This is a genomic window from Temperatibacter marinus, from assembly GCF_031598375.1.
GTDB lineage: Bacteria > Pseudomonadota > Alphaproteobacteria > Sphingomonadales > Kordiimonadaceae > Temperatibacter > Temperatibacter marinus.
Genome location: NZ_CP123872.1, coordinates 1,010,341 through 1,030,689, shown reverse-complemented (window position 1 = coordinate 1,030,689; position 20,349 = coordinate 1,010,341). Strand labels below are relative to the sequence as shown.

Here is a 20,349-nt window from a genome sequence, read left to right as displayed (position 1 = left end):
TCACCCATATTTAATCTTTTGGGGGGCGGTTTTTTTTATTTTTGAAAGCATAATAAAAAGCCAACCCTGTGCCAACACCCATACTGATACCAATAGACATGCCAAGGCCGATATTATCAAAAACCATGCCGAAGACTGCTCCGTAACAAACACCAATCCCGGCCCCTAGGGATAAGCCGATTGGTAAAGCGCTTTTTGAGATATCTGGAGCTGATTCTTCTTGGTTTTCTTGATTCTCCGCCATAACACTCTCCTTGTTTGAGATAGTCTATCACAGTTGAGACAAATTTTTAAGAGCATCGCCCGTCAGTCGATAGACAGTCCATTCATCCATAGCTTCAGCGTGAAGGGATTTATAAAACTCTATACTTGGGGTGTTCCAATCCAGGACAGACCATTCCAGTCGACCACAGTCGCGTTCAACGGCAATGGCTGCTAAGCGGGAGAGAAGATTTTTACCGACACCTTTTCCTCTGTATTCAGGCAAGACAAAAAGGTCTTCTAAATATATTCCCTTGCGACCTAAAAAAGTTGAGTAGTTATGGAAAAAAAGCGCGAAGCCAACATCTTTGCCGTTTAGGCGTGCAAGGATAACTTCGGGCTGACCTTGTGGTGCTCCGAAAAGGGAATGATCAATATCTGATTCTGAGGCGACAACCTCATGGCTGAGTTTTTCGTAGTCTGCTAAGGCTTTGATAAATGAAAAAATGATAGGTACATCTTCTCGTGTGGCAAAGCGGATAGATAGCGCCTCTGTCATTAGTCAATCACATTAAAGAATCGACCGAGCGGCACACTCATTGGACAATAAATGGGCTTTCCTTGATCACAATCATAGAGACTAAATGTTGTGACTTGGGCACGGCCAACAAGCTCTTCTTTCCTGATGAAGCCAATTCCATTCCACATTGCTCGACTATCTTTGGAAACATCGCGGTTATCCCCCATCATAAAAAAATGATCTGCAGGCACAGTAAAAACAACGGTGTCGTCATTATCGTTATAATCAGACGCTTCATAAATGCGGTGAATAACAGGCTCCCCCCCCTCACTTGATGGGAGGGTTTCATTATATTCTTTCATACTTCTTGGAATGCCTCGGTAGTCAATATAATCAACTTCACGAATTAACGTTCTATGAACCCGAACACCGTTGATATAAAGGCGCCCTTCTTTGACTTGGATTTTATCCCCAGGAACACCGATCACGCGCTTAATATAATCTACGCCCTTTTTTGTAAAGACAGCCACTTCTCCGCGACTAGGCATGTCTTCAAAAAGGCGCCCTTCTCCGATGAAGCTGGGGTCGCCTGGCACACTATAGCGATTGTACCCATAAGCCCACTTAGAAACAAAAATTCGATCCCCAACTTCCAGGGTTGGTTCCATGCTGCTGGACGGAATATGGAAGGCTATCCAGCCGAACGTTATGAAGACAAGGAAGAAGGCAACGATATAGACGATATCCTTGATGAGGTTTTTAGTTTCCTTGCTGATCATAAAAAAGAATCCGATAATTAATTATTGTCTGTATAGTTAGGCGATATAAAACAAAAGTGGCAACCAAAAGGCACGATTTCTATCTTTGCTGACTATTGCTTACACATTTTGTGTGACATTTAAGCCATTTTTAGTGTTTCGACCCCTAAATAAGCTGTTTTTTCAAAAATAAAATAAAAAACTGCAACTATTTTACGATTTTAGCCCTTGCGACAAGGATTGCTGCTCCCTATATAGGCCCTGAAGCAAGCGTGTCTTGCACATGTAATTAGTAATTAACTACCCGAGGGGTCTAGGCCATGCGCCTATATGGGCAAGCCATAGATCGCCGAGGAAAAGTCAAAAGGTAGAAAAATGGGTAAAGTAATTGGTATTGATTTGGGGACAACAAACTCTTGTGTCTCTATCATGGATGGCTCAAAGCCAAAAGTAATCGAAAACTCTGAAGGCGCACGGACAACCCCGTCAATGGTTGGGTTCACAGACGATGGGGAACGCCTTGTTGGTCAAAGCGCAAAACGTCAAGCGGTCACAAACCCGACTGACACTCTTTTCGCAATTAAACGTCTTATTGGTCGTACCTTTAATGATCCGACAACTAAAAAAGACATCGACATGGTGCCTTATGACATTGTTAAAGCGGATAACGGAGACGCGTGGGTTAAAGCCAAAGGCGAAAACTATAGTCCTTCTCAAATTTCTGCAATGATTCTGACAAAAATGAAAGAAACAGCAGAAGCCTATCTTGGGGAGCCTGTCGATCAGGCGGTTATTACTGTTCCTGCTTATTTTAATGATGCTCAACGTCAAGCGACAAAAGATGCAGGTAAAATCGCAGGCCTTGAAGTTCTAAGAATTATCAATGAGCCTACAGCGGCTGCCCTTGCGTACGGCCTTGAAAAAGAAGCCAGCCATACAATTGCTGTTTATGACCTTGGCGGCGGTACATTTGACGTATCAATTCTCGAAATTGCTGACGGTGTTTTCGAAGTGAAGTCTACAAACGGTGACACATTCCTAGGTGGTGAAGATTTTGACATGCGTCTTGTTCAATATTTCGCTGAAGAATTCAAAAAGGAAAATGGCATTGACCTAAAGAGCGATAAATTAGCTCTCCAGCGCTTAAAAGAAGCAGCAGAGAAAGCAAAAATCGAGCTGTCGTCGTCTACACAAACAGAAGTAAACCTACCTTTTATTACAGCCGATGCCTCAGGTCCAAAGCACTTGCAGCTTAAATTATCACGCGCGAAACTTGAGAGTATTGTAGAAGATCTTGTAAAGCGGACACTTGAGCCATGCAAAAAAGCATTGTCTGACGCCGGTATTTCTGCAGGCGAAATTGATGATGTTATTCTTGTGGGCGGTCAGACACGGATGCCAAAAATTCAAGAAGTTGTTCAAGGTTTCTTTGGAAAAGAGCCGCATAAAGGTGTGAACCCTGATGAAGTTGTTGCGATGGGCGCGGCTATTCAGGCGGGCGTTCTGCAAGGGGATGTGAAAGATGTCCTTCTTCTTGATGTAACGCCTCTTTCTCTTGGTATTGAAACACTTGGCGGTGTCTTCACCCGATTGATTGACCGGAATACAACAATTCCAGCGAAAAAGTCTCAGATTTTCTCTACAGCAGAAGATAATCAAGGCGCTGTGACACTGCGCGTTTTCCAAGGGGAACGTGAAATGGCTGCAGACAATAAAATTCTCGGTCAGTTTGACCTTGTAGGTATTCCACCAGCGCCACGCGGTGTACCGCAAATTGAAGTGACTTTTGATATTGATGCCAACGGTTTGGTTGTTGTGAGTGCAAAAGATAAAGGCACAGGCAAAGAGCAACAAATCCGTATCCAAGCATCGGGCGGTCTAAGCGATGATGATATTGAAAGCATGGTAAAAGACGCTGAAGCGAACGCTGAAGAAGATAAAAAGCGTAAAGAGGCTGTCGAAGCGAAAAACCAAGGGGAAGCTCTTGTCCACAGCACTGAGAAATCTCTTGAAGAGCACGGAGATAAGATTGGTGAAGAAGACAAGGCGGCGATTACAACAGCAATTGCTGAATTGAAAACAGCCCTTGAGGGGGATGATGCAGAAGAGATCAAAGCAAAGACGGAAGCATTGGCGCAAGCCTCTATGAAACTCGGTGAAGAGATCTATAAAGCACAGCAATCTGAAGCTGGCGGCGCTGAAGGATTTGATCCTTCACAAGCTGGTGAGGCTCAAGACGGTGCCCCTGAAGATGATGTTGTTGATGTTGACTTCGAAGAAGTTGACGGCAACAAGAAAGACTAAATGCCTTTTGAAAGATAGACAAGATAACGCTGCTACACTTTGTGGTGGCGTTTCTTGGTCTAGAGAGATTACTGATGTCCAAAAAAGACTTTTATGAATTATTAGAGGTAGACCGCAGCGCGGACGATAAAACGCTGAAGTCTGCTTATCGTAAAAAGGCAATGAAATATCACCCAGACCGTAATCCTGGTGATGAAGAGGCTGAAGCAAAATTCAAAGAAATTAACGAAGCGTATGATGTTCTAAAAGATGCTGAAAAGCGTGCGGCTTATGATCAATATGGTCATGCAGCCTTTGAGGGCGGCATGGGCGGCGGCCGCGGTGGTTTTGGCGGCCAAGAAGGATTTGATTTCGGCGACATTTTTGAAGAGTTTTTTGGCGGTGGCATGGGCGGCGGCGGTCGAAGACGGCGGGGGCCTGGTGGTCAAAGCGCTACACGCGGGTCTGACCTTCGTTATAATATGGAAATTAGCCTTGAAGACGCTTTTTCAGGTAAGCAAGAACAAATTACCGTGCCAACGTCTGAAAGTTGCGGTGAGTGTAGTGGATCAGGCGCCGAAAAAGGCAGTCAGCCAGAAGTTTGTGGTACGTGCGGCGGTCACGGAAAAGTGCGTGCCAGCCAAGGCTTTTTCATGGTAGAGCGCACCTGCCACTCATGTGGTGGTCAGGGTATGATCATTAAGAACCCTTGCCGACCTTGTTCAGGTGCGGGTCGGATTTCTAAAGAAAAAACATTAGAAGTTAATATTCCAAAAGGGGTAGAAGACGGAACACGGTTGCGCATCGGCGGCAGTGGCGAAGCTGGCTTAAGAGGCGGGCCTACTGGAGACCTATATATTTTCTTGAGTGTTCAGCCTCATCAAATCTTCAAACGCGATGCTGAGATGCTTTTTTGTGAAGTCCCTATTCCAATGACGACAGCCGCTCTTGGCGGTAAGATTGAGGTCCCCACAATTGGCGGAGGCCGTGTTTCTGTTAAGGTGCCTGAAGGAACTCAGTCGGGCCGTCAGTTTCGCTTGCGGGGCAAGGGGATGCCAGCTTTAAATTCAGGAGGATTTGTAGGCGATATGATTTTGGAAGCTGCGGTTGAAACACCAACCAACTTATCTTCTGCACAGCGTGAAATTCTTGAGGAGTTCGCTCGAGAAGGCGGTGATGAGGTATCACCACAAACCAAAGGCTTTTTTGACAAAGTGAAAGACTTATTTGTTGATTAAGCGAAGGCTGTTTGAGTTTGAATATAAAAAAGCCCCATCAGGAGATGATGGGGCTTTTTCTTTTGCGATAGAATTAATTTAAAGCTGAATAATATCTGCAGGTGTGTATTCTAGAGCTGCACACACTTTATTGAAAAGCGTTAGCTCATAACTATGAGCCTTGCCATCCGCAAGAACCACTTTTTTTAACGATCGAATGATAAGTGCTTTATCATCAGCGCCTAATTCTTTTCTAATGGATTTAAGATATTTATCTACATCTTCATCATCGATATATTCTGATTTTGCTGCGATATAAACGTCTTTAGATTCAACCTCTACCCCAACATCTTGTTTCATAATATCCTGAACCATTTCCACTTCAACGGGATGAATGTTGGTGTCAACATGGGTCATAACAGAAATTGTTTTTAATACGGCTTCTTGCTGTAGCGTTAAACTCATTGGGCCCTCCTCAGTATGCCTAAAAAGTATGTATAAGAAGATTTTCCTAACTATTCAGCAGAACGTGGCTGCTGTCAACAGTTGTGAAGCTCTTGGGGGAGATTTGTTCACGGAAAAGAAAAAGCCCCGCACTAGGCAGGGCTTTCGATGTGTCTTTACTGACGTCTAAATCATTCTTAAGCTTCTTGATCAACCTTTTGTGCAGGCGCGGCTTTAGAGACGCCGACCATCGCAGGGCGAAGTAAGCGATCTTTAATGACATAGCCTTTTGCAACAACCTGCATTACAGCCCCTCCGGGGTTTTCTGGCGGAACAGGGACTTCGAACATAGCTTGGTGTAAATTGGGATCAAATTTTTCACCAATCTCTGGATTTACTTCTTTGATGCCATGTTTTTCTAAAGTCTGTAGGAGGTTTCTTTTTGTCATATCAACCCCTTCAACAAAAGGAGTCATATCATCGGCAATCTCATCTGGCTGACTGTCCAATGCACGGCCTAAATTATCGGCAACATCTAGCATATCACGGGCGAAACCGGTGACAGCATAAGCGCTGGCATCTGTTTTATCACGGTCTGCACGGCGGCGAACATTTTCAGTTTCAGCCATGGCTCTCAGGAGGCGATCTTTCAGGTCTGCTACTTCTATAGTTAAGGCCTCAACAGGATCAACAGCATCTTCTTCAACAGAGCTCTCTTCTGCAGGCGCTTCTGTTTCTTCAGAAGGGGCCTTTACCTCAACTTCTTCATTCTCAGGGAGATCATTCTTTGTTTCTTCGGTCATGTGACTAACTCTAACTTTACAACATTTTTGTTATTACTTTAGCCGTATAATCCACCATAGGAATTATACGAGCATAATTTAAACGTGTTGGGCCAATCACACCGACGACACCAACAATTTTATTTGCCCCATTCATATAGGGACTAATTACAAGACTTGAACCCGAAAGTGAAAATAAATTGCTCTCAGACCCAATAAAAATCCGTGTACCAGCGCCTGTTTGCGCTGCTGAGAGCAAATTGACAAGTTCTTTTTTATTTTCAAGTTCGTCAAAAAGAAGTTTTAGGCGATCCATATTTTCAATTGATTCGTCGTCTTTGAGTAAATGACTTGTCCCGGATACAATTAACATGGGTTCACCACTTGTATTTTCACTGAGGACTGCAAGGCCTTTTTCAATGACAGTTGCTGTGAGGGTATCAATCTCTTGCTGGCGTTGTATTAACTCCTGATTGATTTGTCGTTTTGCTTGATCAAGAGTTTTTCCTGCTAGGCGGGCGCTCATATAATTACCCGCCTGAACCAACGCGGGGGCCGGCAAGCCGAGAGGTAGGTTTATAATACGATTTTCTACACTGCCATCTTCGCCCACTAATACAACTAGAGCTTGGCCAGAGCCCAGTGGAACGAATTCTATATGACGGATCAAAAGATCGTCCTCTTTTGGGGCCATCACCATAGAGGCACAATTAGAAAGACCCGCAAGCGCTTTGGTGGCGTCCGAAAGGGTTGCATCAAAACTTTGACCTGTAGCGTTGCATTGTCCTTTAATCGACTCTCTTTCTTCTTCTGTGAGGCCGCCCACCTGCATCAGACCGTCAACAAATAACCGCAGCCCGGACTCTGTTGGAATACGGCCTGCAGAGGTATGAGGGCTCATTAACAAGCCTACCTCTTCAAGGTCAGCCATGACATTTCGTACTGTCGCAGGGGAGACTGAAATTCCATCCGCTTTTGACAAGGTGCGCGATCCCACAGGGTCTCCCGTGTCAAGGTAGCTCTCGACAATATGGCGAAAGATAAATTGGGATCGATCATTTAATTCACTAAGTTTCATAATTCTTTATGTAATAGGTAAGACGCCCGTTGCCAAGAGTTTGCGAAAGGTCTAAATAAAAGAAAACCTAATAATTAGCAAAAACCAAGGAAATTCTTATGTCAGTTACTCGTCCATCAGGTCGTCGCGTCGATGAAATGCGCTCTATCGAAATGATCCCAGGGTTTGCCAAACATGCGGAGGGCAGCTGTTTTGTCAAATTTGGAGATACTCATGTTCTTGTAACCGCAAGCTTCGAAGACAAAGCCCCCAGTTGGTTAAGAGATACAGGGAAAGGGTGGATCACCGCAGAATATGGTATGTTACCCCGCTCCACACATAGTCGCATGCGCCGTGAAGTAACATCCGGAAAGCAGTCAGGTCGTACACAAGAGATTCAACGGTTGATTGGACGGTCAATGCGCGCTGTTGTTGATTTATCAAAAATGAACGAGAAGCAAATACGCATTGATTGTGATGTTATTCAAGCTGATGGTGGCACAAGAACAGCCTCAATATCGGGCGCTTATGTGGCGCTTTATCAGTGTTTTGAATGGGCCTATAATGAAGGGTATTTAAACAGTATTCCTTTCACAGATACAATTCAGGCGATCAGCTGCGGTATTTATGAGGGGGCGGCAGTTTTAGATCTGGATTATCCTGAGGATAGCGCAGCCGAAACGGATGCTAATTTTGTTCTTACAGGGAAAGGCGGCATTGTAGAGATTCAAAGTACTGCAGAAGAAGAGCCTTTCTCTGAAGAAGAGTTTTTACGCCTTATGCGGTTAGCTCGTATCGGCTGTCAATCTATTGAGAAAGCCCAGCTCAAAGCGATTGGGAAATAAGAATGTCGCAGCGTTACTTTTCAGATTCTAGATTAGTTATCGCCAGCCATAACAAAGGCAAAGTGCGTGAAATTGGTGAATTACTAGCCCCGTTCGGAGTTGAAACAATTTCAGCAGGTGATCTTGACTTGCCTGAGCCTGTTGAAGATGCAGATACTTTTATTGGCAATGCCCAAATTAAAGCATTAGCAGCCGCGAAGGCTTCAGGTTTACCTGCTCTTTCAGATGACAGTGGTCTCTCCGTTGATGCACTTGACGGAGCCCCAGGGATCTATAGTGCCCGCTATGCAGGGCCAACCAAGGATTTTTCTGTGGCGATGCAAAGGGTCATGTCAGAAGTGGGGGACCAGAGCAAGGGCGCTCATTTTGTCTGTGCTTTAACACTTGCATGGCCTGATGGGCATATGGAAAGTTTTGAAGGTAAAGTTTTTGGAACTCTAACATGGCCGATGCGCGGCAAAAAAGGGTTTGGGTATGATCCTATTTTTGTACCAAATGGCCATGCCATAACCTTTGCTGAAATGGAGCCGCAGGAAAAACACGCCATGTCCCACCGTGCGGACGCTTTTCAGCAACTCATTTCGGCTTGTTTTAGAAAGTAGGAAAAGTTGGTTCGCACAGCTTATAATCAAACGCCGTTGCAGGCCTCAGAGTACGCAGGGCCTGCAGCTCTTTATATTCATTGGCCTTTCTGTCTTAAAAAATGTCCTTACTGTGACTTTAACAGCCATGTGAGAGATAGTGTTGACCAGGAAGAGTGGCGAAAGTCTTTTTCCTTCGAAGTCAAAAGTTTTGCGAGGCTCTTTCCAAACCTGAAGCCTAAAAGTATTTTCTTCGGCGGGGGAACACCCTCGTTAATGGAAGCGGCGACAGTGGCACAACTCATCAACGATATTGATCAAGCATGGGGGGTAAGTTCTTCTATTGAGGTGACCTTAGAGGCCAACCCATCAAGTGTGGAAGCCAGTCGTTTTCAAGGATATAAAGCTGCAGGTGTGAATCGTCTCTCTATGGGCGTGCAAAGCCTTCATAATGACGCCTTAAAGTTTTTAGGGCGGTTGCACTCTAGCGAGGAAGCGTTGGCTGCTTTAAAAATTGCGCGCTCAATTTTTGATCGTGTTTCCATTGATCTAATCTATGCACGGCCTGATTTTAGAGATCACTCCTGGGAAGATGAGCTGCGGCGTGCTCTCGACTTTGATTTATCGCATTTGTCGCTTTATCAATTAACCATTGAAGAAGGCACCGCTTTTCATCATCAATATGAACGGGGCCAATTTTCATTACCTGATGAAGATGCGGCAGCGGACTTATATGCCCTCACTCAAGACATCACAAACGCAGCAGGGTTACCTGCATATGAGATTTCAAATCATGCGGGTCTCGGACAAGAAAGTCAGCATAACCTCGCTTACTGGCAAGGGGATCCATATCTTGGCCTTGGTCCTGGGGCTCATGGGCGTGCTCCTGGCCCCCTACAGACAGAGATATTCTCTCAAGCACATTTTCAAATGAAGCGCCCTGAAGATTGGGTTAAACAAGTTGCCCTGAAAGGGGTGGGGACTGGCCATGTAGATCCAATTAATCATGAGGACCGAATGATTGAGGCTGTTATGATGGGGCTGCGGTTAACCGAGGGGATAAATCGCGCCAAATTCCGGCTAATTTTTGGCTGTGATGTGCTGACACTTCTCAATAAGGATCACTTAGATCCATTATATATAACAGTGTCAGAGTCCTCTGTTAAACTGACCAGACACGGCCTGCCTGTGCTTAATCACCTTCTGGAGAAGATTCTTCTTTAGTTGGGGGTTGACCCATCAATTGGTTATCTTCAACAGTTTGCAGGATATAGCCAAAGGCAGGGAATTGAGCTGGGGCTGTATCCACAACCCTTAACCCTCGACTATTAATCTCAAGGATTGCAAGCATCCGCTCGTTCGTGCCATCAGGCAAGAAACGGAAAAGTCCATTCACCCCCATAAACCCTTGAGCGTTTTCAAGTGTCTTATATGTAAAAATTGGGTCACTTGAACTCTCAATAGGTGATGTGCTTTTGTCGCTTTGTAGTCTTTCTTCAAGCGCATTTCTCAAGACAGTTGCCACCAATCCCATTGCGTCATATGCCAACGAGGCTAGTCTAGGAGGTGACTCGTTAAATGTTTGTTCATAGCGTGTAGTGAAAGCCGCAAGGTTTTGGGGAGGAATGCCTGCAAACCAAGTGCCTTGAAGAGGGGGGTCGTTCATAATATCAGGATCATTCATCAATCCTGTACCCATGAATTGAATCTTTTTAGGGTCTACCTCATAAAAAGGTAGGAGAGGCACAAGAGTTCTAAGCAAATCTCCCCCTTCAGGGATGAGGATGGCGTCAAAATCAGGCTCTTGAATTTGTTCGGCGCGTGCTAGGTCTGCTGCAATACGGTCTGATAAATCGCGTTGTAGACCGCGAAGAAAATTAATTTCCGCCTGATAGTCCCGTCGTCTACGATCATAATTACTCACGCGGCGTACAGACTCCTGAACATTATCTGCATCAATTGGGTAAGTTTCAACGGCTTTAATTTCACCACCAAAAGTGTCGAGTGAGCGTCCAAAACGAGATAGAACTCGATCACCATAGGCATTTTCAGGAATAAGAGCCGCCATCTTTTTTTTGTTTTGAGAGAGCGCATAAGACACTACTCGGTCTACTTCGCTTTCAGGTAAGAATCCAAGAAGGTAGCGATTGCGTGCGGCAACGCGACGATCATTGGATAAGCCAATGAGCGGGATGTTATCTTGGGAAAGGACATGCCCTGCCGCTTGCACATTGTTCGACAAAAGTGGACCAATCACAATTCTTGCTTTGATGTCTATGGCACGCTCAGCTGCCTGTACAGCCCCAGCCGATGTCCCTTTAGTATCAAAAGGAAAGAGGGTGATGCGTGGGTCATAGCTGTCAAATAAGGCCATCATCACAGCATTTAACATAGCACTGCCAATTTCCTTATTTGCGCCAGAAAGGGGCAAGAGGACTGCCACGTTAATCTTTGATGTGTCAGTCAAAAGAGGTTGGAGTGGTGCCGATGCGTCTAATTCGTCTTCACTTTGATCCCCGTCTATCTTTGTCAGAACTTCTGCTGGCGGGGGGGTATGAAGAGTTGATCTTTTTGGTTCAGGGCGCGTTTCACCGCCGCAACCGCTCAGAAGGATGAGAATAGGAATCAGGAAGAGAAAAAACAAAGGTTTATTAGTGTTTGCCATCTAGGCTATTCCTATCGTTAACCACAAAAAAACTTGCGAGCTGATCAAATCAGCGCCATACCGTGAGTAGACAATATTTCAGGGATGAAATTATGGCAAGTGATGAAAATAGTTTTAAACAAGATCGATTGATAGAAGATCACCTACGTAGTGGCTTATATATCGTTTCAACACCAATTGGAAATTTAGGTGATTTATCTTCACGAGCGTTAAAAACACTGAAACAAGCGGATCTTATTGCCTGTGAAGACACGCGTGTCACAGCAAAGCTTTTAACCGCTTATGGTGTAAAGTCTCGATTAATTGCTTATCATGAACATAATGGTGACCTCCAACGGCCAAAAATTATGGATGCAATGGACCGCGGTGAGATTGTCGCTCTGGTCAGTGATGCAGGTACACCCCTCATTTCAGATCCTGGATATAAGCTTGTCCATGAAGCTCAGGAAGAGGGCTATTATGTCACAGCCTGCCCTGGACCCTCTGCAATGATAATGGCTTTAACCTTGTCAGGCATGCCCACAGATCGTTTTCTTTTCGCGGGTTTTCCTCCTAATAAATCTGGCGCACGTCAGAGTTTTTACGAGAGTGTCAAAGACAATCAGGCAACCCTTGTTTTTTATGAAAGTGCTCGCCGTTTAACAGAGAGTTTGAAAGACGCTGAACAAATTCTTGGGTCGCGACAAGCGGCAGTATGCCGAGAGCTGACAAAAAAATTTGAAGAAGTAAAAAGGGGCCCTTTAAATGAATTGATCGCTTATTATGAAGAAGTAGGCAATCCAAAAGGAGAGGTGGTTTTGGTGATCGACCGTGCAGCTGCACAGAGCAAAGCAGAGCAAATTGGGTTGGATTCTGAAACTCTTCTCACTAAAGCTTTGACCTATCTTTCCGTGAAAGATGCCAGTGCTTTTGTTGCTTCTCTCACAGGTGAAAAGAAAAAAGACTTGTACAAAAAAGCCTTAGAAATGAAAGACCGGTGAGACAGCGGAGAAGAGCTGAGCAAAAAGGCCGGTGGGCTGAACGATATTCCGCTTGGACCCTCCGCTTCAAAGGGTATAAAATTTTAGAGCAACGGTATAAAACACCTGTTGGCGAGATTGATTTAATTGCAAAACAGGGTCATCTCCTCGTTTTTGTTGAAGTTAAAGCGCGGGCCACAATTGATGCTGGACTAGCCTCTATTAGCTATAGACAAAAAGATAGAATTAAGAGAGCCGCCCTGCTTTATTGTCAAAAAATTTATCATAAAGGGGCGGTAAGATTTGATGCGATGGTTAAGGCAGACGATCATTTTTTTGTGAAACATATAGAGGCAGCTTGGCGCTAGAGGGTTTTATCCTTATATAGAGTATAAATTAAAAGCGAGGAACAGAGTATGGCTTTAAATATTGCATTTCAGATGGACCCTATGGACGGGCTTAATCTTGCAGGGGATAGCACTTTTGCATTAATGGAGGAGGCTCAATCTAGGGGTCATACTCTTTATCATTATCTCCCTGATGCTCTGACGTATGAAGAAGGAAAAGTGACAGCGCATGCCCATCCGGTAACTGTCCGATATGAAGAGGGGGATCATTATACTTTTGGGGACCCCATTCGTTTGGACCTTGCTCAAGATGTCGATGTGATCCAAATGCGTCAAGACCCTCCTTTTGATATGCACTATATTACAATCACGCACCTTTTAGAGTTAATTGCAGATCAAACATTGGTTATTAATAATCCTGTTGAGGTAAGAAACGCTCCAGAGAAGCTTTTTGTCACCCAGTACCGTGATTTAATGCCAGCAACTATGATCACACGCCATGTCGGTGATATCGAAGCTTTCCGAAAAAAATACGGGGATATTATTGTCAAACCTCTTTATGGTATGGGCGGCGCTGGGGTCTTTCATCTGCGCCCTGAAGACAGCAATTTACATAGCCTGACAGAGCTTTTCTTTGCGTCTTCTCGTGAGCAGCTGATCGCTCAACAATTTTTACCAGAAGTAAAATACGGCGATAAACGTATCATCCTAGTGGACGGTGAAGTTGCTGGGGCAATCAACCGCATCCCAGCGGAAGGAGAGGTTCGATCTAACTTAGCTGTGGGGGGGCGTGCCGCAAAAACAGGCCTGACTGACAGAGAGCGCGAGATTTGCGAACGCCTAAAGCCGGAGTTGCAGCGTCGGGGCTTGTTGTTTGTAGGCATTGATGTGATTGGTGATTATCTTACAGAAATTAATGTCACATCCCCGACAGGCTTGATGGGGATTAAAGACTTTGAGGGTGTGAATGTAGCTGGAATGATTTGGGACGCGGTTGAAAGCAAAGTTTAGTCATAAAAAAAGCGCCCTAAGAGGCGCTTCTTTTCCGTTGTCACATCAGATTTATTCAGCAGGCTTAACAATTACTTTTGTTGTTTTGCCTGATTCACCTGGGAAGTTGATGAAAATGGCTTCCACCAATTTGGGAACGAGGACGGGCAAGCTATTGTCTCTCGTTTCACTTTCCGCTCTACCTTCGTAGAGTTTGCTGCCATCAGGATTGCGAATTTCCAAATTCAACGTGGTTTTATAGACCGTTTTAGCTCTTAATTCGTTATCAAATTTATCATCAAAGAAGGGGTCATACCGGTGCCAATATCCAAACCCATACCAACGATTCCAGAAAAGGTGACTGTTAACTGCGGGAACTGTTGAGATTTTTTCACGGCCATCGTTAATGCCATAATCAAGGCCAACAATCAGGTCCGGCTTTGCATCTTTGGCAGGGATATAGCCCAGCTGAGTCAGTTGTTTACCTACTTGGGCAGCATAGGCGGCGAATTCCAAAGATTTTTCTTTAGAGGGGTCTATTGGGACAATGCTGACCTTTTCCCCTTTTGCGGCGGGAAGTTGATGGAAAGTTGTCACATCACTATTAAAGGTATTGAGGCAAGCAGAAAGGGCAAAAGCCATCATTGTTGCCGTTACTAGTTTAATTTTTTTCATCATCATCCCCTGATATATTTAACGCCCTAGTCTATAGTGTCGGTCTTAGGGGTCAATATTAATCTCATCAAGTCTAAGTATAGTGAGGACGCCTGAACAGGAAATGAACGATTTTTTAAACAAACGCTGATACACCTGCTATTGCCGAAAGAGAAAGATTTTTTAAGAGGGGCGCTGTGTCTTTTGTGATCCCCCCGAGCGCAGCAAGTTCAATCTTGGCGTTGGCACTCAGGTTGGTCAACATATCTATTCCAAGAACCGGCGCCCCAGGATGGCTTGATGTTGGGAAAACGGGAGAGACCAAAGCCATGGTCAGTTTGAGCTCTTCTGCGCGATGTAAAGCCTGTTGATCATGACAAGCAACAGTCGTTTTCAAACCCAAAAGATCGTCTTGTTTAACTGTCTCAAGTAGCCAGTGTGGGATATGGACACCTTCAGCATTCAAAGAGCGAGCAAGAGGGATATCTCCAGCTACAAAAAACCGACACCCTGCACTAAGTGATAGATATTGCAGCTTGGAGGCCTCCTCAGCCCTGTTGATTTTTTCATACTCTCTATAAAGAATAACTGTATTTTTTGGGAGTTCAGGGATGATGAATTCCGTAGGGCCTGTGCGTTTTTCATCTGTCATATAAATCAACCCCTTAACATTAGCAGCCGCACATAAAGGGTGGTCTATTTTTTCAGGGAAGAGGCCCATCAAATGGTTTCCTTTTTGAAAGGGTATCAGTATAAAGCAATGAGAAGGTGGATCCCCCTTAGATTTACTATGAAGACAGGTAGAGATCAATGGCCAGTAAGCTTGTAGAAGAAATTCAGAAAAATATTCAAACAGTCCGTGATAAAACTGCGTCTAAAATCGCTTATTCTCTGCTGAATCACTCCGAACCGCGGTTAATCGCAGTTTCAAAAGTACAACCAATAGAAAAAATTGATGCTGCACTAGAGGTAGGACAGAGAGTTTTTGGCGAAAATAGAGTTCAAGAGGCAGAGGAGCGCTGGGCACCGCGGCGTGAGGCCTATAAAGATTTGACTTTGATCTTAATTGGCAGCTTACAAACTAATAAAGTGTCAAATGCAGTTGCTCTTTTTGATGAGATTCAGTCCTTAGATCGTATTAAACTCGCACGCTCCTTAAAAAAAGAAATGACCAATCAAGGCAAAAACATACCTCTTATGATCCAAGTGAATACAGGGTGTGAAGAGCAAAAAGGCGGGTGCCTGCCTCAGGATTTGAATGCATTAGTTGCTGAGTGTGAGGCTTTAGATCTTAATGTAGTAGGATTAATGTGTATTCCGACTGCAGGAGAAGACCCAAGTCTTCACTTTCATTTATTGAAAAAATTGGCGACAATCTATGGCTATGAAAAACTTTCTATGGGTATGAGCGGAGATTATGACCTTGCCGCAGCTATGGGATCATCGGATATACGTGTGGGAACTGCAATTTTTGGTGCGCGTATTTCGACTTAAAAATTTACATTTATCAGCGTAGCACGTAACAAAGTCTTGGTCTATTGATGTGAATTTTTCCTGGTGAAAGCGTTATAGGCTGTGGTTATTTTAACCAACCGATCGTTCGGTATGTTAAAATCATATCATAGAACACCCACTCTATAAAAGGAGTGAAGTGCTAAAAATCTTCAGGGGTTTGGACAGTTTTTTCAGAAAGAAGACTGTTGATTGTTTCTTCATCATACCCAAGCTCTTGTAATATGACTTTACTATGCTGACCATAGCGCGGCGGCATCCGTTGAATAGAAACCGGTGTTTTTGAAAAATTAATTGGAGTGCGCGGCATTTTTAATATGCCATGGTCCTCATGCTTGTGGGTTTCAAAAAAGCCGGTTTGTTGCAAGTGGGGGTCAGAAAAAACATCATCCAAACTATTGACTCGCATATGCGGAATGCTGGTGTCTTTCAGAAGAGCAATCCAGTCATTCGTTGTTTTTTCTGCCACAATCTTTGCCACAGCTTGATTGGTCTCTTTTCCATGTTTCAAACGGCTTTCCATTGTAGCAAAAAGCGAAGATTGTACCAATTCAGGACACTGGGCCAAGTCTGCAAATAATTGCCATTGATGGTCCATATAAGGCAGCATGGCGATATGCCCGTCTTTTGTTTTAAATGGTTTTCGACCTTTTTCCATAATACGATCGTAGCCGGCAGGGCCTTTAGGGGGGTCGAAGGTTTGCCCCCAAGAATGCTCGCAAAGAACCCAGTGCACCATCGTCTCAAACATGGGGACTTCTACTGCCTGCCCCTCACCAGTTCTCTCTCTATGGAAGAGGGCTGCCAGAATGCCCTGTACGACAGCCATCGCTGTGGTTTTATCAGCAACAACAGTAGGTAAATATCGGGGCTCTCCGTAAACTTTCTCCATCAAATTGGCGAGGCCTGAGGCAGCTTGGATCGCGTCATCCATAGCGCTTTTATCGCCGTAGGGGCCGTCTTTTGCATAGCCATAAGAGCCACAGTAAATAACCTTAGGATTTATAGCTTTTATAGCATCATAGCCTAAACCCAATCGTTCAATAGTTTGGGGGCGTTGGTTGTGGAGGATAACATCAGCCTCTTTACAGAGTTGAAGGGCAATGTCTAAGCCCTCCTTAACTTTAAGATCAAGGGCAATACAGCGTTTATTTCTGTTTGACGTTAAATAAAGAGCCTTAAGGTCTTCATGCTTGTGATAGGCCCCCATGTTTCGATTGCTGTCATGACGAGGCGCTTCAACTTTAATGATGTCTGCCCCCATGTCCCCTAATGTTTGAGAGGCCCACGGACCCAGCACGACACTGGTAAATTCAACTATTTTTACACCGTCTAGAGGTCCAGACTTTTTACCAGAATTTGCCGATGTCTCAGAATTGTTTTGGTTTGCCATGATCGTCTCTATGTGAGACCCACTCAGTCTCAACAGCCCTTTAAATTCATTCATGCACCCTTAGGCCGGCACAGTAATCAAATTTATAAGTTTGGACAATAGAAATTCTATGAATTTTATGGGTCAATTTTAATATTTTCCAAGATCGCCTTATCGAGGCGGAAAGAGAGCAGGAGGGTTTCTTGTGCGTCTCTAAAATTATCATCACTAATGATGAAAAGCGTATAAAAACCCTCTCCTTCTATAACTTCTAATCCTTCGAAGTTATCCACAGCCATTTCTTTGGAAAGATCTGCAAGAAGTATGGATTGGATTAAGGAACCCTCCGGTTTCTGTAGTTGGGTCACAGGTACATGGGTGATCTTAGCGCTGGTTCCTTCCAGAGGTGTCCAGCGCCGATGAAGAATAAGCATCGATCCATCAGGAAGAAAAGTGATATCGGTGGGTTTATACCCTTCAGGGCTATTATATTTATATTCATCATATGTGAGGTCTACACGGCCTTCATCAAGTGGCATCCGGCTGATCCAAAGGGGGATATACTCTTCGCCCTCTCGAGGGTCTTCTGCCAAGAGGGTTAGACGCTTAGTCAGCGGTGAAATATCTGCAGATTCTATACCGCCGTTGAGGGGAAGAAGATCAATTCTTGGGGGGTTTTTAAGACGGATATCACCAACCATAATACGGTGATTACGCTCATATGTGATCAAATCAAAACCAAAAGGCATTACGATCACTGCTTCACTGTCACTATCACCCTTTTCTTCACCGCGATTAAGGACAGGTCTGAAGTGGCTAATGGACATCATGTCCCCTTGTCGAGGCTCTGATACATGAAGGGAAAAGACGTATCCTGTATCAGTGATGCTTCTAAAAGACACTATTTGGTTCGTTGCTTCGATAAGGCTTAGCCCAGAAACGCCACCAAATTCAGGATCTGTGGTCTCGAGACGTTTCGCCCAATTCAACGACAAGGATCCAAATTGAGCTTGCTCTGGGTTATCAGGGTTTAAAACCCAAGGACTTACTGATACGGCAATATCTTTACCGGATTGATTTACAGATTGAACATAAGCTGCATTGTTTGTTGTTTTTTCCTGGGATGTAACAGGCTTTAGTGGCTCTAACGGAGCAGCGGGCCATAAAAAATATCCTGCAAGAGAGAGGGGAATTATAAGCAATAAACTTCTAAAGAAGATGCGGATTCTACTGATTGGTTTTATAGTCATGAAACTGCCTTTTCTTTAAAAATAGATTTATGGTTCTAGTGGTTATCGACGCTTTGTTCCGGCAGGTGTCGGTAAGACATCCTCAAATAAGGCGGCTAATTGTTCGGTCATAGCCCCGCCCAATTGTTCAGCATCGACAATGGTCACAGCTTTCGAGTAGTAGCGTGTCACATCGTGACCTATTCCAATAGCTAACAGTTCTACAGGAGATTTTTTTTCAATAACATCAATAACCTGCCTAAGGTGGTTTTCAAGATAGGTACCAGAATTCACACTTAGAGAACTGTCATCCACAGGAGCGCCGTCACTAATCACCATCATAATACGGCGCTCTTCAGAGCGACCTATGAGGCGATTATGAGCCCACATGAGAGCTTCCCCATCAATATTTTCCTTCAGCAGACCTTCCCGCATCATTAAACCTAAATTGCGTCGGGCGCGGCGCCACGGGGCATCCGCTCTTTTATAGATGATATGTCTTAAATCATTCAAGCGACCGGGTGTTTCTGGGCGACCTGCTTTTAGCCATTTCTCACGGCACTGTCCCCCCTTCCATGCACGAGTGGTGAAACCAAGAATTTCTACTTTCACGCCGCACCGCTCTAATGTTCGCGAAAGAATATCTGCACAGATGGCTGCAATTGAGATAGGACGGCCTCGCATAGAGCCAGAATTATCAAGGAGAAGTGTTACAACAGTATCCTTAAAGTCAGTTTCACTTTCTTTTTTATATGACAAGGCATGTGTTGGGTTTGTAACAACGCGTACAAGACGGGCAGGATCTAAATAGCCTTCTTCTAGATCAAATTGCCAATGACGTTGTTGTTGCGCCAAGAGCCTGCGTTGTAACCGGTTTGCAAGTTTAGAGACAACGCCGCCAAGATGAGCCATTTGGTTGTCTAAATATTTCCGGAGTCGGTCTAATTCTTCAGTGTCGCTTAATTCTTCAGCCCGAATAGTTTCATCAAATTCTTCCGTATAGATTTTGTAAAAGTCAGGGTCAGTGATTTCTTCAAAAGGTCGATTGGGTCGCCATGGAATAGCGCCTTCAGTGGCTCCTTTTCCAGTTTCAGCATCAGTCATATCCTCATCGCTAACGGCAACATCATCCCCATTTTCATTGTCATCGCCGTCTGGCTGACCGTCTCCTGATTGTTCTTCCCCTTCGCCTTCCCCATTTTCCCCGTCATCGCAGCCTTGTTGATCTTCTTGACCGTTGTCAGGGTCATCACCGAACTCGTCGCTCTCATCAGACTGTTGGTTATCACCGTCTGCCTCTTCTCCATCAACCCCGCCCAGCAGCTCAGAAATAAGAGTTCTTAGAACAACAGAAGCGCTTTTTTGGCTCTCAATCTTATTATCTAAATCATTGAAAAAAGGTTCTAATATAGGATCTAGCTTCAACCGATGTCGTGCAACAATTGTTGCGACAGAGGATGGTATTTCTTCCCCCAAAAGTTTTTCACGTGCCAGTAAGCCGATCACAGGGGCAAGATGTTGGTGGGGTTCTTGTGCTGCCCGACCCAGCCCAGCCTCCAGTGTCCGTTGTTCTGTATGAATACGGATATTTTCCTTAACACCTTGCATTTGACGGGCACCGATACTTTCATATCGGACTTGCTCTAGTGTATCAAAAACTTGTTTTGATACTTTCCCCGCTGGAGTAAGCTTTCTATGCAATTGTTCGTCGTGGTGAAGATGTTTCAAGGCTATAGAATCACCAATTCCTCGGACTTCTGAGACATCTCGAGCAGAGGCCTTGTGGGGTAAGTGTGGTAGGCGAACTTGAAGGCCAGCTTGACCAGGAATGTCAGCAGTGAAAATAACATCTAAGTCACTTTCTTCCGTCATTGCCCGGACGGTTCCCGCAAGGGCCTCTTCAAAATACTGACGACCTTTATGTTTATCTAAA

Annotated in this window: 20 protein-coding genes and 1 pseudogene; 9 read left to right on the top strand and 12 right to left on the bottom strand. The window is 44.5% G+C overall.

Annotated elements, in window-relative coordinates; translation table 11 throughout:
- Positions 1-10 precede the first annotated feature (10 nt).
- Genes QGN29_RS04625 through lepB form a run of 3 tightly spaced genes read right to left on the bottom strand, consistent with a single transcriptional unit; the run spans position 11 to position 1,500 of the window.
- Positions 11-244 carry a hypothetical protein gene (locus tag QGN29_RS04625; RefSeq protein WP_310799511.1) on the bottom strand — a complete coding sequence of 78 codons (234 nt, stop codon included), beginning with the start codon at positions 242-244 and terminating at the stop codon, positions 11-13.
- Positions 245-271: 27 nt separating this feature from the next.
- Positions 272-760, bottom strand: a complete 489-nt coding sequence (locus QGN29_RS04620; RefSeq protein WP_310799510.1) for a GNAT family N-acetyltransferase — start codon at positions 758-760, stop codon at positions 272-274.
- Positions 760-1,500 carry a signal peptidase I gene (gene lepB / locus QGN29_RS04615; protein ID WP_310799509.1) on the bottom strand — a complete coding sequence of 247 codons (741 nt, stop codon included), beginning with the start codon at positions 1,498-1,500 and terminating at the stop codon, positions 760-762. Before lepB ends, QGN29_RS04620 begins: the two co-directional genes overlap by 1 nt.
- Before the next feature lie 354 nt (positions 1,501-1,854).
- Between lepB and dnaK the strand changes: the two genes are divergently transcribed.
- Together dnaK and dnaJ are read left to right on the top strand one after the other, a co-directional pair.
- The gene (gene dnaK / locus QGN29_RS04610; protein WP_310799508.1) at positions 1,855-3,783 is read left to right on the top strand and encodes a molecular chaperone DnaK; all 1,929 of its coding nucleotides are present in this window, start codon (positions 1,855-1,857) and stop codon (positions 3,781-3,783) included.
- Between the two features lie 74 nt (positions 3,784-3,857).
- A complete protein-coding gene (gene dnaJ / locus QGN29_RS04605) occupies positions 3,858-5,000 on the top strand; it encodes a molecular chaperone DnaJ (protein ID WP_310799507.1) in 1,143 nt (380 codons plus the stop codon).
- Between the two features lie 78 nt (positions 5,001-5,078).
- Here dnaJ and QGN29_RS04600 read toward each other — a convergent pair whose 3' ends face one another.
- From QGN29_RS04600 to hrcA, 3 genes are all read right to left on the bottom strand, one after another.
- Positions 5,079-5,444 (bottom strand): TerB family tellurite resistance protein, encoded by a 366-nt coding sequence (locus QGN29_RS04600; protein WP_310799506.1) that lies wholly within the window; start codon positions 5,442-5,444, stop codon positions 5,079-5,081.
- Between the two features lie 176 nt (positions 5,445-5,620).
- Complete coding sequence (gene grpE / locus QGN29_RS04595; protein ID WP_310799505.1) at positions 5,621-6,226, bottom strand: nucleotide exchange factor GrpE; 606 nt, start codon at positions 6,224-6,226, stop codon at positions 5,621-5,623.
- A gap of 16 nt (positions 6,227-6,242) precedes the next feature.
- Complete coding sequence (gene hrcA / locus QGN29_RS04590) at positions 6,243-7,283, bottom strand: heat-inducible transcriptional repressor HrcA (RefSeq protein WP_310799504.1); 1,041 nt, start codon at positions 7,281-7,283, stop codon at positions 6,243-6,245.
- A 98-nt stretch (positions 7,284-7,381) separates the two neighbouring features.
- Between hrcA and rph the strand changes: the two genes are divergently transcribed.
- From rph to hemW, 3 genes and pseudogenes are all read left to right on the top strand, one after another.
- Positions 7,382-8,107: a ribonuclease PH gene (gene rph / locus QGN29_RS04585; RefSeq protein WP_310799503.1), complete on the top strand. Its 726-nt coding sequence runs from the start codon at positions 7,382-7,384 to the stop codon at positions 8,105-8,107.
- Positions 8,108-8,187: 80 nt separating this feature from the next.
- Positions 8,188-8,709, top strand: a pseudogene (locus tag QGN29_RS04580) (non-canonical purine NTP pyrophosphatase); the annotation flags it as partial.
- Between the two features lie 6 nt (positions 8,710-8,715).
- Positions 8,716-9,912, top strand: coding sequence for a radical SAM family heme chaperone HemW (hemW, locus tag QGN29_RS04575; RefSeq protein WP_310799501.1), 1,197 nt, complete (start codon positions 8,716-8,718; stop codon positions 9,910-9,912).
- Here the strand turns inward: hemW and QGN29_RS04570 are convergent.
- Complete coding sequence (locus QGN29_RS04570; RefSeq protein ID WP_310799500.1) at positions 9,881-11,353, bottom strand: penicillin-binding protein activator; 1,473 nt, start codon at positions 11,351-11,353, stop codon at positions 9,881-9,883. The genes hemW and QGN29_RS04570 overlap by 32 nt on opposite strands.
- A 92-nt stretch (positions 11,354-11,445) precedes the next feature.
- On the opposite strand from QGN29_RS04570, the gene rsmI reads away from it, so the two are divergent.
- The 3 genes from rsmI to gshB are packed head-to-tail and all read left to right on the top strand — an operon-like array spanning position 11,446 to position 13,670.
- Positions 11,446-12,333, top strand: a complete 888-nt coding sequence (gene rsmI / locus QGN29_RS04565) for a 16S rRNA (cytidine(1402)-2'-O)-methyltransferase (protein ID WP_310799499.1) — start codon at positions 11,446-11,448, stop codon at positions 12,331-12,333.
- Positions 12,330-12,680 (top strand): YraN family protein, encoded by a 351-nt coding sequence (locus QGN29_RS04560; protein WP_310799498.1) that lies wholly within the window; start codon positions 12,330-12,332, stop codon positions 12,678-12,680. Before rsmI ends, QGN29_RS04560 begins: the two co-directional genes overlap by 4 nt.
- A 48-nt stretch (positions 12,681-12,728) precedes the next feature.
- Positions 12,729-13,670: a glutathione synthase gene (gene gshB, locus QGN29_RS04555; RefSeq protein ID WP_310799497.1), complete on the top strand. Its 942-nt coding sequence runs from the start codon at positions 12,729-12,731 to the stop codon at positions 13,668-13,670.
- Positions 13,671-13,721: 51 nt separating this feature from the next.
- Here gshB and QGN29_RS04550 read toward each other — a convergent pair whose 3' ends face one another.
- Together QGN29_RS04550 and QGN29_RS04545 are read right to left on the bottom strand one after the other, a co-directional pair.
- Positions 13,722-14,324 (bottom strand): DUF4136 domain-containing protein, encoded by a 603-nt coding sequence (locus tag QGN29_RS04550; RefSeq protein ID WP_310799496.1) that lies wholly within the window; start codon positions 14,322-14,324, stop codon positions 13,722-13,724.
- A 115-nt stretch (positions 14,325-14,439) separates the two neighbouring features.
- On the bottom strand, positions 14,440-14,955 hold the full coding sequence (locus QGN29_RS04545; protein WP_310799495.1) for a thiamine phosphate synthase: 516 nt from the start codon (positions 14,953-14,955) through the stop codon (positions 14,440-14,442).
- A gap of 158 nt (positions 14,956-15,113) precedes the next feature.
- Here QGN29_RS04545 and QGN29_RS04540 point away from each other — a divergent pair, with 158 nt between their 5' ends.
- A complete protein-coding gene (locus QGN29_RS04540) occupies positions 15,114-15,797 on the top strand; it encodes a YggS family pyridoxal phosphate-dependent enzyme (RefSeq protein WP_310799494.1) in 684 nt (227 codons plus the stop codon).
- Positions 15,798-15,957: 160 nt separating this feature from the next.
- On the opposite strand, the gene QGN29_RS04535 is transcribed toward QGN29_RS04540, so the two are convergent.
- From QGN29_RS04535 to cobT, 3 genes are all read right to left on the bottom strand, one after another.
- Complete coding sequence (locus QGN29_RS04535) at positions 15,958-17,208, bottom strand: CaiB/BaiF CoA transferase family protein (protein WP_310799493.1); 1,251 nt, start codon at positions 17,206-17,208, stop codon at positions 15,958-15,960.
- A gap of 116 nt (positions 17,209-17,324) precedes the next feature.
- The gene (locus QGN29_RS04530; protein WP_310799492.1) at positions 17,325-18,437 is read right to left on the bottom strand and encodes an esterase-like activity of phytase family protein; all 1,113 of its coding nucleotides are present in this window, start codon (positions 18,435-18,437) and stop codon (positions 17,325-17,327) included.
- A 42-nt stretch (positions 18,438-18,479) separates the two neighbouring features.
- On the bottom strand, positions 18,480-20,288 hold the full coding sequence (cobT, locus tag QGN29_RS04525) for a cobaltochelatase subunit CobT (RefSeq protein ID WP_445800654.1): 1,809 nt from the start codon (positions 20,286-20,288) through the stop codon (positions 18,480-18,482).
- Positions 20,289-20,349: the final 61 nt, after the last annotated feature.